Annotated in this window: 13 protein-coding genes and 1 other annotated feature; all 13 genes read right to left on the bottom strand. The window is 44.4% G+C overall.

What is annotated here, in order from left to right:
• Positions 1 to 27: 27 nt before the first annotated feature.
• The gene (gene mreD, locus EJP82_RS24450) at positions 28 to 573 is read right to left on the bottom strand and encodes a rod shape-determining protein MreD (RefSeq protein WP_127194688.1); all 546 of its coding nucleotides are present in this window, start codon (positions 571 to 573) and stop codon (positions 28 to 30) included.
• Complete coding sequence (gene mreC / locus EJP82_RS24455; RefSeq protein ID WP_127194711.1) at positions 573 to 1,448, bottom strand: rod shape-determining protein MreC; 876 nt, start codon at positions 1,446 to 1,448, stop codon at positions 573 to 575. The genes mreD and mreC overlap by 1 nt, the downstream gene beginning before the upstream one ends.
• A 129-nt stretch (positions 1,449 to 1,577) precedes the next feature.
• Positions 1,578 to 2,606, bottom strand: a complete 1,029-nt coding sequence (locus EJP82_RS24460; protein ID WP_127194689.1) for a rod shape-determining protein — start codon at positions 2,604 to 2,606, stop codon at positions 1,578 to 1,580.
• A 39-nt stretch (positions 2,607 to 2,645) separates the two neighbouring features.
• Positions 2,646 to 3,335, bottom strand: a complete 690-nt coding sequence (gene radC / locus EJP82_RS24465; RefSeq protein ID WP_127194690.1) for a RadC family protein — start codon at positions 3,333 to 3,335, stop codon at positions 2,646 to 2,648.
• 111 nt (positions 3,336 to 3,446) lie between these two features.
• Positions 3,447 to 4,067 (bottom strand): Maf family protein, encoded by a 621-nt coding sequence (locus EJP82_RS24470; protein ID WP_127194691.1) that lies wholly within the window; start codon positions 4,065 to 4,067, stop codon positions 3,447 to 3,449.
• 176 nt (positions 4,068 to 4,243) lie between these two features.
• The gene (locus EJP82_RS24475) at positions 4,244 to 5,458 is read right to left on the bottom strand and encodes an SPOR domain-containing protein (protein WP_246054414.1); all 1,215 of its coding nucleotides are present in this window, start codon (positions 5,456 to 5,458) and stop codon (positions 4,244 to 4,246) included.
• A 162-nt stretch (positions 5,459 to 5,620) separates the two neighbouring features.
• On the bottom strand, positions 5,621 to 6,943 hold the full coding sequence (gene murC, locus EJP82_RS24480) for a UDP-N-acetylmuramate--L-alanine ligase (protein ID WP_246054418.1): 1,323 nt from the start codon (positions 6,941 to 6,943) through the stop codon (positions 5,621 to 5,623).
• A gap of 59 nt (positions 6,944 to 7,002) precedes the next feature.
• A complete protein-coding gene (locus EJP82_RS24485) occupies positions 7,003 to 8,379 on the bottom strand; it encodes a bifunctional folylpolyglutamate synthase/dihydrofolate synthase (RefSeq protein WP_127194693.1) in 1,377 nt (458 codons plus the stop codon).
• Between the two features lie 38 nt (positions 8,380 to 8,417).
• Positions 8,418 to 11,090, bottom strand: a complete 2,673-nt coding sequence (locus EJP82_RS24490) for a valine--tRNA ligase (protein WP_127194694.1) — start codon at positions 11,088 to 11,090, stop codon at positions 8,418 to 8,420.
• A 111-nt stretch (positions 11,091 to 11,201) separates the two neighbouring features.
• Positions 11,202 to 11,458, bottom strand: a binding site (T-box leader).
• A gap of 283 nt (positions 11,459 to 11,741) precedes the next feature.
• Positions 11,742 to 12,998 (bottom strand): LysM peptidoglycan-binding domain-containing protein, encoded by a 1,257-nt coding sequence (locus EJP82_RS24495; RefSeq protein WP_127194695.1) that lies wholly within the window; start codon positions 12,996 to 12,998, stop codon positions 11,742 to 11,744.
• A 139-nt stretch (positions 12,999 to 13,137) separates the two neighbouring features.
• On the bottom strand, positions 13,138 to 14,040 hold the full coding sequence (locus tag EJP82_RS24500) for an RluA family pseudouridine synthase (protein ID WP_127194696.1): 903 nt from the start codon (positions 14,038 to 14,040) through the stop codon (positions 13,138 to 13,140).
• Positions 14,037 to 15,338 carry a glutamate-1-semialdehyde 2,1-aminomutase gene (gene hemL / locus EJP82_RS24505; protein ID WP_246054415.1) on the bottom strand — a complete coding sequence of 434 codons (1,302 nt, stop codon included), beginning with the start codon at positions 15,336 to 15,338 and terminating at the stop codon, positions 14,037 to 14,039. The genes EJP82_RS24500 and hemL overlap by 4 nt, the downstream gene beginning before the upstream one ends.
• 46 nt (positions 15,339 to 15,384) lie before the next feature.
• Positions 15,385 to 16,389, bottom strand: a complete 1,005-nt coding sequence (gene hemB, locus EJP82_RS24510) for a porphobilinogen synthase (RefSeq protein WP_127194698.1) — start codon at positions 16,387 to 16,389, stop codon at positions 15,385 to 15,387.
• Positions 16,390 to 16,408 lie beyond the last annotated feature (19 nt).

The following is a 16,408-nucleotide window of genomic DNA, read 5'->3' on the forward strand; positions in this document are numbered from 1 at the left end:
TTTCTTGTGAGGAAAAGTCTACAGTGACTAAGCATTATCCTCAGAGGATCGACGTTTCGTAATAATCTCCAACTGCCGACGGAGCGGCACATAAATAATAAGAGCAAAGGCGAAATGAACAAACAAGGTTGGAATGATATGATTCATCAGCGCCCAGGTAAGGGGTTGATGCGTAAGTTCAAACAAAGAATACGTTCCAAATAAGATCGTATCCAACAGGAGACTTCCGAGCATGACAACGATCATCATCAACGGCATAGATGCCCGTCCTCGCTGGGAACGGAATATCAAACCGAGTATATAACAGGAGAACCCCATAGCAAAAGAATAGGCCCCAATCAATGCGCCATAAAAGACGACATCCTGTAGCAGTCCAAATGTTAAACCGAGTATGAGCGCCGAATGTCGATTATCATACACCGCATAAAACAAAATCGCTATATAAGTTAAATGTGGAACGACACGAGTTTGCCATGCCCCAGGAATCAACCATGGAATGATTGTTCCCTCGATGATAAAGAGTAGGAACAACAAGGAGATAAGTATGAATTTACGTCTACTTACAGCCCTCATTATTCCTCAACCTCTGGTGTAAACACCACAAACAGTTCCTTCCAATCCATAAAACTAGCTGCTGGCTCCACAGATGCCGTATAAGTCAGACCATATTCGCCAACCTCGATATCCGTGACCTTACCAATGACCATCGCACGTGGAAATACCCCGCCAATCCCGGAGGAAACGATCGTATCACCTATAGAAACCGACTTTGGATCTTCAATTTTAGTCATCAGGAAGACATTTTTATTCGCGTCATAAGTCTCAATCATTCCAAAAACCTCGTTCTCTTTACCTTGGGATGTTACGGCGATAGCATTGGAGTTAGGATCCCTCGCATCCATTGACGTAAGCAGCTTAACTGTTGAGGTAAAGTTACTCACATGACTAATAACACCTACTAATCCCTCACCAGAGTGAACCGCCATGCCCTCTTTAACACCTTCACGAAGGCCGATATTCACGACAATCGTCGGGTTAATAGGATCATTGCTGATGCTTACAACTTGTGCAATCGGCCATTTATAGTCATTTTGAGTCTTCTGGGCTTCTGTAAAATTAAGTTTTTCCTTGAGTCGGATGTTCTCCTGCTCAATCCAGTTATATACTGCTTTATCCCTGGCATAGTGGGCCAATGAGATCTTTAACTGTTCGTTCTCTTCTTGAATCGAATGCAAGTTCGAAATGTCTTCAAACAAGCCCGCTACATAACTAGCGGGCTTGTAAAACACGTATTGCACGAAGCCAACCGTGTCTTTTACAAATTTCTCCGGCCAGGTTAAATTCGATCGCGGTCCAAGTGTAATACCCATAACAGAAATAAATAGAATCAGTCCGATCAACAAAACAAATAATCTTTTGTTGCCAAGTAGCTTAGACAGTTTAAGCACCTCCAACCTTACAATTTTTCTCCACTAATCCCCAACAAAATGAATAACAATAAACTAGAGAAAAACGGCATGACCGCCCAGGTTAGGACGGCGCCGCTTTATCATAAGGGTGTCTTCTTCTGTGGTGAATTATCGTCTGGAACGAAGGGCTGAACTACCTTTCGATTTAAACAAGTGTATATTATCCAACGCTCGTCCTGTTCCAATGGCTACACAATCCAACGGATTATCAGCTACAACAACAGGCATTCCAGTTTCACTAGCAAGTAGTTTATCTAGATTACGAAGCAGAGCCCCGCCACCAGTCAGCACAATGCCGCGATCCATAATGTCAGCTGCCAATTCAGGTGGACATTTCTCAAGTGTCACTTTAACAGCATCAATGATAGCTCCTACCGTATCACTAAGCGCTTCCGAAATCTCATCAGATGTTATGGTAATCGTCTTCGGCAATCCACTTACTAAGTCGCGTCCACGAATTTCAAGCGTTTCAACCTGTTCAAGTGCTTGCGCAGAACCGATTTCCATTTTCATTTGCTCTGACGTTCTTTCACCAATCATCAGATTATATTGACGCTTGATGTATTGAATGATTGAATCATCCATTTCATCTCCAGCTACACGAACAGACTTACTTGTTACGATACCACCAAGGGAGATCACTGCAACTTCAGTCGTTCCTCCACCGATATCAACAACCATACTTCCTGTCGGCTCCCATACGGGGAGATCTGCGCCAATCGCTGCTGCAAATGGCTCCTCAATCGTGTAGGCCTCACGAGCACCAGCCTGCTTCGTTGCATCCTCTACGGCGCGTTGTTCTACGGCTGTAATGCCTGATGGAACACAAACCATAACATTAGGATGGCGTTGAAAAATCGAACGCTGCTTCTGAGCTTGGCGAATGAAGTACTTGATCATCGTAGCTGTCGTATCGAAATCGGCGATTACGCCATCCTTCATTGGACGAATCGCACGGATATTACCAGGTGTTCTTCCAATCATCTTCTTAGCAGATTCCCCCACTGCAACAATACTCTTTGTATCCGTATTAATAGCAACTACCGAGGGCTCTCTCACAATAATACCTTTACCACGGGTATATACCAGCGTATTCGCTGTCCCCAAATCAATTCCTAAATCTTTCGTACCAAACATGATGTAATCTCCCTTTCTTTCTGTATCTAAACTATTATATTACATCAAGCCCTGCTCCTTCAAACTTATGAACTCTCCGTCACCAATTATGATGTGATCTAGTACATCAATACCCACAATTTCTCCCGCATCGCACAGGCGCCGTGTCATCGAGATGTCTTCCGGACTCGGCGTAGGATCTCCGCTAGGGTGATTATGGATACAAATCATAGAAGCGCTGCCGCATTTGATCGCCGCACGAAATACTTCACGCGGATGAACAATCGATGCATTCAGACTTCCAATGGAGAGCGTTTCTTGAGCAATGATATGATTTTTCGTATTCAAAAATAGACAGACGAAATGTTCTTTCTGTAAATAACGGAGTTGTTCCATGACCATATCCGCGACATTGCGTGGGTTGCGAATATTCCCAGTCTCGGGAAGGCGAGCCTTGGCTAATCTTTGACCAAGTTCGATCCCCGCTTTCAATTGTACAGCCTTAGCTGGACCTATTCCATTCAGCTTGGTCAATTCCTCCAGGCTAAAATCGATTAAACCACGTATACCGCCGGTCCCAACCAGTATGCGTTGAGCCATGTGAATGGCTGATTCATGTCGCGTTCCTGTCCGCAATAAAATTGCGAGCAGTTCTGAATTACTCAGTACCCCTGCACCATATTGTATCATACGTTCTCTCGGGCGTTCCTCAAGGGGAATATCACGCAGCATATATTGCGAAGATTCCATCACAATCACTCTCTTCCGAATGTTTTTGCGAAGTCATTAGTACGACTCCGATGGCAAAATCCATTGCGGAAGGATATGCTTTATCTCTTCCTTGTCTTTAAGGTCTTAACTCTACAACACGTTGATTCCAAAATTGGCCAGCATATCACTTAGTAGCGATAATGGTAATCCAACCACATTGAAATAACAACCCTCAATTCCCGTAACGATGACAGCACCAAGGCCTTGAATCGCATAAGCACCCGCTTTATCAAGTCCTTCTCCGGTTCGTGCATAACTCAATATTTCATCCTCAGCGAGAGCCTTCATTGTTACAGTTGTAGAGCGGTACTCTACCTGTGATGACCCGGTAAGACCATCAATGCAGGCCACTCCAGTTAATACCGTGTGACTACTTCCTTGTAGCATTCGAAGCATGGAAGCTGCTTCTTCAACGTCTTTCGGTTTACCCAAAATCAAACCGTTCCTAACTACAATCGTGTCACTACCAATAATAACAGCATCACGTTTAGATAATTCCAGTGTTTCATAAACAACTTCTGCTTTTCGTTTTGCTAGCTCCGTCACAATCTCTTCCGGCGTCCAATGGTCCAGTATAGTCTCGTCGGCATGACTTGGCACAATTTCAAACGGAATTTGTAGAGAAGACAACAATTCAGCTCTGCGGGGTGATGTTGAGGCAAGAATAATTGAACGAACAGATGTTGTTTCCAAAACGTAGGATCTCCTCATTTTTTACATTTACGAATTTAGAATAAATTAAAAAGCGGAATGAATACTTTAAGACTGTCATCCTCGCCATTTTTTGACACTTTATTATTATAAGGTTAATTCACCGTCAATACAAACACAAAAAGGGCAGGGGGAAGTATTTCCAATTCCCTGCCACAATTCAAGAGTATTCTTAATTATTGCCCTGCAGTAACTAGTTTTTGTTCAGCCAAAATAAATCGCATGATCTGATTCTGAACTTCCCATAGTAGTGTTTTGGCTTGTTTCTTATTGTACTCACCCATCGCTTCTACAGCGCTGTTCATCGCCTTCTCCATCTCGTTTATTTCTTGCTCGCTTCCTGGGGATAACTTGCCCCGAATTGCGGCTGCGCTTTCCGTCCAAAGTTGGTGTTTTTCGCCCTGTTCTTGAATATCTTCTACACTCTGAATCTTAGGTGTCAATTCGCCTAATAGGGAGGCGGAAGATGAACTTAACAAGTTGACCAAATCTACACTTTGCGACAAATAACGCTCTAATGACTGAACGTCACCACTATATTGCAATTCTACAGCTTTCGGCAAAGAGATTTCATGTAATATCAGATTAACTCCTTCAGCTTTGAGACCTCCACTTAACAGCTTGGCCTGTTCACGATCAGGTGACACTCCCGCGTAGACTCTCTTCTCATCAACCGTATCCCTTGCGGCAGCAATACCAGAGGCTTGTAATTCCTCTTGAGCTAATTGAACGCCTTGCGCCGTACTGAATACTCCATATTGGAGAAAATAGTAGGTCTGCTCAGGTAAAGCCAGATTTATAGGTAACGGCTCCTCCGTCTTATCTAATCCAATTTCCCCTAGTACGGGAATGCTAACCCCTTCGCCTGTTGTATTTTGACTAGGTACGCCAATACTAGGGAATGGAAGACTCACATCATTATTAAATAGGGATAGTACCACAAATCCAAACAACGCTCCGGTCACAATAGCCCCAGTTATCGATCCACCTAACTTCCACCACGATGTACGGGTAGGACGATAATGATAGTTTTCCGCATAAATTTCACTATTGTATTCCTTAATCTCTTCTTCATCTTCGGCAGATTGATAGTTATCATACCAATCTTCCCTAGTTAACGGGTCTTCCTCGTATATCTCATCGCTCTGAAGCTTATCATTCTGCTCACGCTGATGATACACGGTCATCTCAGTCCCCGTATGATCAGTGAACGGATCTCCCCATTGATTCATCGTTTCCACGGCATGGTAAGTAGTCGGAGTCTGTGAAGGAAATAATTGCTTTACGTTATCAGGAAATTCACTCTGCTTGTTATCTCTCACATTCGGCTGCATAGGCTCCACTTCCCGCCCTTGCCCGTCAAACCGAAATGTCATCTTGGCCTTGTTCACTGTCCGCACGCTCCTTGTCCATTCTTCTAGAGATACAATATGAACAATGGACAACTTATATGCCATTTGTGGAGAAAAGATCTATTACAATGCAAAAAAACGACCCATTCCTCAACTATGAATATTGAGGAAGGATCGCTATTCTTTGTACTTGAAAATTAATTAATCTAAAAGCTCCTTGGCAAGTTGATATCCGACTCTCCAAATGTCGCCAGCACCCATGGTCAGCACCATATCACCAGGTTGTACCCGATTATGGAGGTCTGAAATTACATCATCCTTTGTTGGGAGATATCTTGCCCCAGCATTACTATTCTCCTTAATTAAATCTACCAATTTGGAAGAATTAATTCCCTCGATCTGTTTTTCTCCTGCGGGGGAGTATATATCCGTAATAATCACTTCATCCGCACCGCTAAATGCCCGACTAAATGCATCAAGTAGGAAGAACGTTCGCGAATAACGCTGCGGCTGGAATACCGCAATAATGCGTTTACCCGTAGCCTTGGCAGCAGCGATAGTTGCCTCGATTTCAGTTGGATGATGAGCGTAATCATCAACAATCAGAATACCGTCACGCTCCCCAAGTACTTGGAACCTACGTTTTGCACCGTGGAAATATCCGATAGCTTCGGTGATTTCCTCAAAAGGAATTCCTGCTTCGAGACACACAATTATAGTAGCCATTGCGTTATAAACATTATGTCTCCCTGGTACAGATAGCTTCACTTCCCCAAGCTCTACCTCACCTTGTAACATAGTGAAAGTTACGCGGCGATCACCGAGTACAATATTAGTGGCAGAATAATCACATGAATTATCAATACCGTATGTAAGCTTTTCACACTTCAATTTCGGTAATAATTCTTGGATATTTGTATCATCGCCACAAATGACTGCCTTTCCTTCAGGTTTGGTCTGATTGAGAAATTGGACATAGGCTTCTTTCAAACGGCCAAAATCTCCATCATAATTCTCCAAATGATCTGCTTCGATATTCAAGACAACACTCAGCGAGGGATGATATTGCAAGAATGATCCATCACTCTCATCGGCTTCCGCCACAACACATTTGCCTTGTCCCGCTTTTGCATTCGTTCCTAAGTCCATAATTTCTCCACCGATAATGAAGGTTGGGTCGATACCACATCTCTCCATAACAATAGCGATCATAGAAGAAGTTGTTGTCTTTCCATGTGCCCCAGCTACAGCGACTCCAGTGCGTTCATTTAACAGTCGCGCTAACATCTGAGAACGATGCAATACCGGTATACCTTGTTCCTCAGCCTCAACCCGCTCTACATTATCACGAGGGAGTGCTGTAGAGTAAACTACTAACTCCGCTCCTTGAACATACTCGGCGTTATGCCCAATGTAAATCTTTGCCCCTTTGGCCTCTAACTTTACAGTTAGGTCCGAAGCAGCAACATCCGAACCTGTTACATTATAGCCCATCTCCAGCATAACGCGGGCGATAGCGCTCATTCCGTATCCACCAATACCGATAAAATGTACATGTTGTTCCGTTTTATTCAACAATATAGTCACCAGCCTTTTTCAGAATCGGTTTGATGCAAAAGGGTTGCTCGCACGTCCGAAATCATATACAACGTGCCCGTCACTACCCCAAGATCTTCCCGTTCCGTCCGTGACTCCAGCAGCGAAAGGGCCTTTCTCCAGTCACGTTCCACGATGATCTCTAAATTAGTCTTACCATAAGAATCTCGTAGTTCAACTACGAGATCAAATAACGCCTGTGCATCCATTTTCCTACGAAAATCAGGCTCGGTCAGAATAAGTGTATCCACTATTGGTAATATATGCTTCAAGTAGGCGCGATGATGCTTATTAGCGAGCATTCCCATCATCAAATTCAACTTACTGTATCGATAAATCTCTGGAATGCTTCTGGAAAGCGATTCCGCTCCTTCTGGATTATGAGCCCCATCGAGCAAGATACGCGGCTGTTCCGATACCAGCTCTAGGCGACCAGCCCAAAAAGTACTCTGAAAACCATGCAGCATTTCCTTATCATCCAGGTTAAAGGCCATGTACTGCCTAAGTACTTCTAGTACCATCATAACACCAGCGGCGTTCTTACATTGATGCTCACCCAGCATCGCAATATCGATATCAAGGTCACGAAATGGTCCATGAAATGAAATTTTTTGCAGAGTCTCACCTAGTTGCTTACGATCAAAATGAAACTGTTCTCCAAGTAAATATAAGGTCGAGGTATGCTTAGCCGCAGTCTCCTTTAGCACAGTAATGGCTTCGGGCTGCCCCACACAACTGATTACCGGAACACCAGGTTTGATGATCCCAGCTTTCTCCTTAGCGATCAGTTCAATTGTGTCACCTAGTACATCCGTATGATCAGTTCCAATATTCGTGATCAAAGAAATGATAGGTGTCACAATATTAGTTACATCCATTCTTCCCCCGAGGCCAGTCTCCCATACCACAACATCGGGGTAACAAACCTCCGCGAAATATAAAATAGCGATAGCAGTACTTACCTCAAACATCGTGGGAGAACCAAGCTCACTATCAGCGATTTCCTTCACGAAAGGAACGATCCGATTAGTTAACTCATGCAACGTCGCCTCAGGGATATCCTCCAGATTATATTGGAAGCGGTTCGTAAATTTTGTGATATAAGGAGAGGTGAACGTCCCTACGCTGTAACCACATTCCAGAAGCGTTCTACTTAAAAAGGCACAGGAAGAGCCCTTACCATTCGTTCCGGCAACATGAATAAATTTAAGTCTCCGATGAGGATTTCCTAAACGTTCCAGCAGAAGTTCTATTCGTTCCAATCCTGGGCGGATTCCAAAAGGAATCAGCCCATTAATCCACTCTACCGCTTCTTTATAATCCTTCAACTCTGAATCCATTTCTTTGTCTGTACTTTCCCCCATGTAATTCACCTTCAATTAATATTTGAAATGCGGAAAGATTACCCTCTCAATTCCTCAATACGGGCGAGTACTTTATCGCGCTTATCAGAATAATCCGCCATTTTTGCGGTTTCTTCCTCAATCACTTTCGCAGGCGCTTTGGCAACAAAACCTTGATTGGCAAGTTTCTTCTCGACACGTTCAACTTCTTTATTCAAGTTCTCAAGCTCTTTCTCCAAACGTGCGATTTCCTGGCTAATATCGAGCAGACCAGCTAGCGGCAAATACAACTCCGCACCTGTTACTATTGCTGTCATTGCTTTATCAGGAACTACGGTAGTTAGCGATGCTTCATATTCTGAAGTATTACAGAAACGACGGATATAATGACCGTTACGGACAAGGATATCCAGTAGTTCTTCAGATCCTGGTTTCACAAGTAGCTCGATCTTCTTACTCATAGGCACGTTCACTTCAGCACGGATATTCCGTACAGAACGAATTATGTCGATCAGAAGGTTCATCTCCTGAACAGCATCTGGCGCTTCAAGTGCTGGATCATACTGCGGCCACTCAGCAAGCGTAATCGTCTCGCCAGAATGCGGCAAATGCTGCCATATTTCCTCGGAAATAAACGGCATGAATGGGTGGATCAACCGCAACGTACGGTCAAGCACATACGCAAGAACGGATTGAGTCTTCCGTTTAGCATCCGCATCTTCACCGTAGAAGGACAACTTAGCGAATTCAATGTACCAGTCGCATAGATCATCCCAGATAAAGTTGTAAAGTACACGTCCAGTTTCACCGAAGTCATACGCATCAATTAGACGAGTTACTTCACGAGCCGTCTCATTAAAGCGGTGTAAAATCCAACGATCCGAGGTAGAAAGATCACCACTGATATCGATATCGTCGTAGGTTACCCCTTCTAAATTCATGAGTGCAAAACGAGAAGCATTCCATATTTTGTTGGCGAAGTTACGGGACTGCTCTACACGTTCCCAACGGAAGCGCAAATCCTGACCTGGTGTACTACCTGTCGAAATCATATAACGCATAGCATCCGCACCATATTGGTCGATAACCTCAATCGGATCAACACCGTTACCGAGTGATTTGGACATCTTCCGGCCTTCGCTATCACGAACAAGGCCATGCATAAGTACATCTTTGAATGGAATTTCGTCTGTAAACTCGAGCGCCGTAAAGATCATACGAGCTACCCAGAAATAGATGATATCGTACCCAGTAACGAGCACATCCGTTGGGAAAAACCGTTTGAAATCTTCACTGTTCTCATCCGGCCAACCGAGTGTAGAGAAGGGCCACAATGCTGAGCTGAACCATGTATCCAAAACATCATTATCTTGTCTCAGATCATCCTTGCCTAATTTCTCGCGAGCTTCTTCCTCACTATGAGCTACTACCATTTCTCCAGTTGATTCACTGTACCAAGCTGGAATCCGATGGCCCCACCACAATTGACGTGAAATACACCAGTCGCGAACATTCTCAATCCATTGTAAATATATTTTTTCGAACCGATCCGGAATGAAATTAACGCCTTTCCCACTCTTTTGAGCGGCAATAGCGGCTTCAGCTAATGGCTTCATCTTTACGAACCATTGTGTTGACAAATACGGCTCCACGACAGCACCGGAGCGTTCACTATGACCTACTTGATGAACATGATCTTCTATCTTGATCAGAACTCCCATTTCTTGAAGGTCCTTAACAATCAAGGTACGACACTCGCTGCGATCTAAGCCTTGGTATTTGCCTGCAGCCCCGTTCATCGTTCCGCTCTCATCCATAACTGTGATCTGCGGAAGATCATGACGTAGCCCAACTTCAAAGTCGTTAGGATCATGCGCCGGAGTGATCTTAACAGCACCACTTCCGAAATCCTTCTCTACATATTCATCCGCAATAATCGGAATTTCACGTTCAATAATTGGCAAAATCAATGATTTACCAATCAAATGACGGTATCGCTCATCCTCAGGATGAACTGCCACAGCCGTATCTCCGAGCATCGTCTCAGGACGTGTCGTTGCAACAGTAATATAGCCGGATCCATCTTTGAGTGGATATTGCAGATGGTACAGATGGCCGTTAACCTCTTTGTACTCAACTTCAATATCAGAAATTGCCGTACGAGCTGCTGGATCCCAGTTAATAATATACTTGCCCCGGTAAATCAGCCCTTTTTCATGTAGCTTAACAAATACTTTACGAACCGCTTGAGATAGACCCTCGTCGAGCGTGAATCGTTCACGTGAATAGTCAAGGGAAAGCCCCATTTTTGCCCACTGATCACGAATCGTATCGGCATATTGATCTTTCCATTCCCACACTTTTTCTAAGAATTTCTCGCGTCCTAGATCATAGCGCGTAAGACCCTGTTCCCGCAGCTTTTGCTCCACTTTCGTCTGTGTGGCGATCCCAGCATGATCTGAACCTGGTAGCCAAAGAGCATCATAACCTTGCATTCTCTTCGTACGAATTAAAATATCCTGTAACGTAAAATCCATGGCATGTCCGATATGGAGCATACCCGTTACGTTTGGAGGCGGGATAACGATCGTATAAGGCTTGGCATCAGGTCTTTGCCCTGCTTTAAAGAAGTTACCTTCCTGCCAATAGCGGTACCATTTCTGCTCTGCTGCTTTTGGATCATACGTTGTCGGCATATCAGCCGAAGTTTGCTGCTCATTTTTCTCTGTCATTATTATTCAACCTCCGTTACATTTAAGCGTATCTTGGCAAAATTGAGCTAATCCTGAGGATGGGGTGCCTGCATTACTTCACTTTGGCAGAAAACACAAAAAGCCCTCGTCTCAAAGGACGAAAGGCTTTACTTTCGCGGTACCACCTTTGTTTCACGCATAAATCTCCGCCTTCCTCAGGGATAACGGATATAGATTCGTGACACTCAATGCAGATAACGGCTGCTTGCCGGCCCGTTCTAACTTATAATGCTCAAACAGGCGACTCCCGGGCGACTTCGATCAGCTACATCCTACGGAATCTTTCAGCGATACAATTCCGCTCTCTGAAGGGTTTACTGCCTACTCTTCCCGTTCTAAGTCTTTAATAAGATATCCTAAATTCATCTATAACATCATAACTTGGATAGGTCCGAGAGTCAATATAACGACTTTCCTGTATAATTGACGAGCTTAAAAATAAAAAAACCTGCGCATCCGTAGCGCAGGAGATCTTATAGTGCGTGTTCAAAAAGTCAGGTTTTCAGCATCAAGAGCTTATGCTTACGATGCTGCGTTTTTTCAAAACGCTTCAGAAGGTTGAATAAAGCTAGGGACAGAGGAGCGGAGTGTAGGCAAAACCTACGTGAGCACCGGAGGTCCCGGCTGAATTCAAGATTCGCTGTCGAATATANATGGGATGTAGAGCACTTGACCTTCTGATATATTCTGTTCGGACAAACGATTATAAAGTTGAAGTTCCCGGTTACTAAGATGGTATCGTTGGGCGATATCATCGAGCGTCTCTTCACGTTGAACAATGACGAGCTTCACTTTGCGAAAAGGAGTCTTCTCATCTACATTTCCGATGAACAAGTTTTTCCAGTATACTTCCTCGTTGTCTCTAGGTTCCGTACTAGATTCAGCTAATACTTCTTCCTCTTCTACCAAGGCTTCAACTTCACTACCTATTCGTTTGGAGGGCAATAGTTTAGTTATACCAAAACTATTTTCTTGTTCTTCATCGCTACCTTTTTTACTACCTACTGCAATTTTTAGTTCTTTCTTCTCTTCTACTTGCACCGATGCAACAGCTTCCAACTCTTCTTGTACATCTTCTGTCGTCTCGAACTGTACCTCTGCATCAACAGGAATAGCATCCTCAGGTCCCAAATCATCGGAAACCTGTTCATGCTGATGTTGTTCCGCTGCTTGCGCAACTTCCGCTACTTCAGCAGTTTGATTCACTCTAGAGGTAGTAAAAACTTTCTCCTTGAACCAAACGTTACTATTCGATTCAGGGGTATACTCCGGTTCTGCTACCACTTCCACTGATTCAGGAACTCCATATTCCTTGTCCGCCCATAGTGTCGGTGACAACAACTCGGAGGAATCCTCTGTCCACGACAAAACTTCTTCAGCGTCTTCCTGCTCGTCCGTATCCCGGCCTTCAGAGGACTCTTCTGTCAAACCAAACTGCGGAATTTCCGCACCACTCCGGTTATCCTGCACCGTATCATGTTCGGCAGTAAATTCCCTTCCTCCCCACTCGCGCCTCTCCGTCACCAAAGAGGAGGTCTCAATTCCTTGCAGCGATAGAACGCCTGTGATATTCAAACTGCGGGCGCTAAGAAGATCAACATCGAAATTCTCAATTTCTACTGCGATATCCTCCAGCCGATTCACTCGACTGAGCGGAATCGTGATTTCCACTGGAATCCAGTGCTCTAATTCGCGAGTTTCCCCCTCCCCGCGGTATAACCCCGACAACAGCAAATGCCCGCGAAGCGCGGCGTACTCTTCACCGGGAATGACCTGAATTTTCGGGTAAAGTTCAATCTCCTCCAACTCATCAATACCAATTACATCATCCGATAAATGAACGCGTTCATAAATATCGAATCGCAGTCCGTAGGATTGATCAACCAAGAGCAATTACCTCCTTTCAGCATATCCAAACATGATTTTTCATCCATAGCTGTTCATGATCCAAATCATCGCTCGTTTTATTTATATGCTTAAAAAAAGAGTGCATGCCTTATTTTTACGTATCTCTCTCCTATGTTTCTTAGCCCTGTAATTGCTCGTGTAAAATGGTCATAGCGCTAGGCCACGGATCCACCACATCAATCATTTCTCCACTTATTGGATGCCTGAAGGAGAGTTTCTCACCGTGAAGCGCTTGATGAGGAATTAAGGCTGTACTTCCTCCGTATATTGAATCTCCAACCAATGGATGTCCTACATGACTCATATGGACGCGAATTTGATGTGTTCGTCCTGTCTCTAGCGTTAGGCGAACCAGACTTGCCGAAGGATAAATCTCTAGCACTTCGACTCGTGTTACCGCATGTTTCCCCGTATGAGAAATCCGCCGCCGTTGATTATGATGTCGATCCTTGCCAATAGGTTGATCTATCACTTGAAGCTTAGAATCAACTACTCCTTGGACAAATGCGACATAACTCCGACCGATTTCTTTACGTGCCATCGCTTCATCCAACTTGAGTTGGGCATAGTCATTTTTAGCATACAAGACCGGCCCCGAGGTATATTCATCTAGTCGATGAATATGCGCAGGCGCAACCACCTCATTTCTCACTGAGTATAGAGCGGACACTATGTTAGCTAGCGATGGTTGTCGCTCCATACCATCTGGATGGACTTTGATCCCCGCAGGTTTATGTACAACAAGACAGAAGTCATCCTCGTACAGTATGGTTAAATCTTGGTTATAGGGTTCATATTGAGATTTCTTGGGTGGGAAAAGCCGCAGACGAAGTCGATCACCTGCGAGCTTAATCCCTCCGTCAGACTCTAAAGACTGCAACAGTTTGGGTGGAGCTCCTAACACATCTTTTAGCCAGATAAGCGCCGCTGTGAGGCGGTCACCGTTCTCTGGTGGAGTCAACTTACCAGGAGTTAGTTCCAACCACTCTCCGCGTTTCTGACTTGCTATGCGTGGACTCATAATTTTTGCAGGGCAAGACGATGGGCTTCAATCGTAATATCGATATCCTCGTCCGTATGAACGCCAGATACAAACATACCTTCAAACTGAGACGGAGCTATATTGATACCCTCTTCCACCATCGCCGCAAAATATTTACGGAAGGAAACCAGATCACTATTCTTAGCCGTGTCATAATTGATAACCTTATCAGATGTAAAGAAAGGACATACCATAGATCCAACACGATTAATACTGCACGGAATACCACGTTCCTTAGCATTGGCTTCTATACCAGCCGCAAGCTTCGCCGATAAGCGCTCCAGTCGATCATATACTTCGGGTGTCAATAACGATAATGTAGTAAATCCTGCTGTCATCGCCAGTGGATTACCGCTCAACGTACCTGCCTGATAGATAGGACCTGTTGGCGCAATTTGCTGCATGATCTCACGCTTACCACCGTAGGCACCCACTGGAAGTCCTCCTCCGATGACCTTACCAAGACAAGTCAGGTCAGGTGTAACACCATATAGACCTTGAGCACAATTCATATGTACCCTAAATCCAGTCATGACTTCATCAAAAATAAGCAGACTACCGTATTCTGTCGTCAGTCGGCGAAGTCCCTCAAGGAAACCTGGTAGCGGTGGTACGACGCCCATATTACCGGCTACAGGCTCAACAATAATTCCTGCAATTTCTTCACCGAAACGTTCAAAAGCTAGTTGAACAGATTCGAGATCATTGTAAGGAACCGCAATGGTATTTGCAGCAACACCTTCAGGTACACCTGGGCTATCTGGAAGACCTAACGTGGCAACGCCGGAACCCGCTTTGATCAATAAACTATCTGCATGTCCATGATAGGAACCTTCAAATTTCATGATTTTATTGCGTCCGGTATATCCTCTAGCAAGCCGAATCGCACTCATCGTCGCCTCTGTCCCGGAATTCACCATTCGTACAATGTCGATGGATGGCACTCTCTCTGCCACAAGTTTGGCCATCTTCGTCTCCAGCAGCGTTGGCAGACCGAAGCTTGTCCCTTTCATCGCTGTCTCCTGTAATGCTTTGACTACCTCCGGATGGGCATGTCCCATAATAAGTGGGCCCCACGATCCCACATAGTCGATATATTGATTACCATCAATATCATAAATTCGTGAACCTATACCATGATCCGCATAAATCGGTGTTAACCCAACGGATTTAAAAGCCCTAACCGGACTGTTAACTCCCCCAGGTAAATAGTTTTGGGCTTCTTCAAAGGCTACCCGTGAAAGTTCTTCACCCTGTCTTCCAATTGTTTCACTCACTTCAGATCCACTCCCCATCCTAATTAATATGCTACATTACTGCATGTTATCTATCGCTACGTAACCAGCGTGCTACATCCTTGGCAAAGTACGTAATAATAATATCCGCTCCCGCGCGCTTCATCCCGAGCAGCATTTCCATCACAATCGCCCGTTCATTAATCCAACCATTTTGAGCTGCTGCTTTTACCATGGAATATTCGCCACTAACATTATAAGCAACAAGAGGGAGATCGAATTGATCACGTAACATACGTATGATGTCCATGAACGCCAAAGCCGGCTTAACCATTAGCATATCAGCACCTTCTAGCACATCTGACTCCGCTTCTCGAAGCGCTTCCCGTGCATTAGCAGGATCCATTTGATATGTCTTACGGTCTCCGAATTGTGGAGCAGAATCAGCAGCCTCCCGGAATGGACCGTAAAAAGCCGAAGCGTACTTTACTGAATACGACATAATCGGAATATAATTGAATCCTGCCTCATCCAAACCTGAACGAATGGCTTGCACGAATCCGTCCATCATATTAGAAGGGGCAATAATATCAGCTCCCGCCTTTGCTTGAGATACTGCAGTACGCACCAACAATTCGAGTGATTCATCATTTAGCACATCTCCGCATACATGACCATCACGTTCAAAGGTATGGACCATACCACAGTGCCCGTGATCCGTGAATTCACAAAGACATGTATCCGCCACAACGAGCAAGTCGGGATATAGTGATTTGATCTTACGCGTAGCTTCCTGAACAATGCCATTATCAATAAACGCTGGGGTACCAACGCTATCCTTACTCTCCGGAATACCGAATAATAATACGGCTGGTATACCCAAATCTACAATTTCCTTCACTTCCTGTTCAAGTGTATCTAGAGAAAAATGAAACACACCTGGCATAGAAGAAATTTCATTCCTCACACCGCTTCCATAAGTCACAAAGATCGGCTGTATCAAATCATCCACAGTGAGCACTGTTTCGCGAACCATACCACGAATAGCCGCAGACTGACGTAAACGACGATGTCTTACGATTGGAAAAGTCATTATATTTTGTTCCTCCTTA

The organism is Paenibacillus anaericanus, assembly GCF_003994475.1.
GTDB lineage: Bacteria > Bacillota > Bacilli > Paenibacillales > Paenibacillaceae > Fontibacillus > Fontibacillus anaericanus.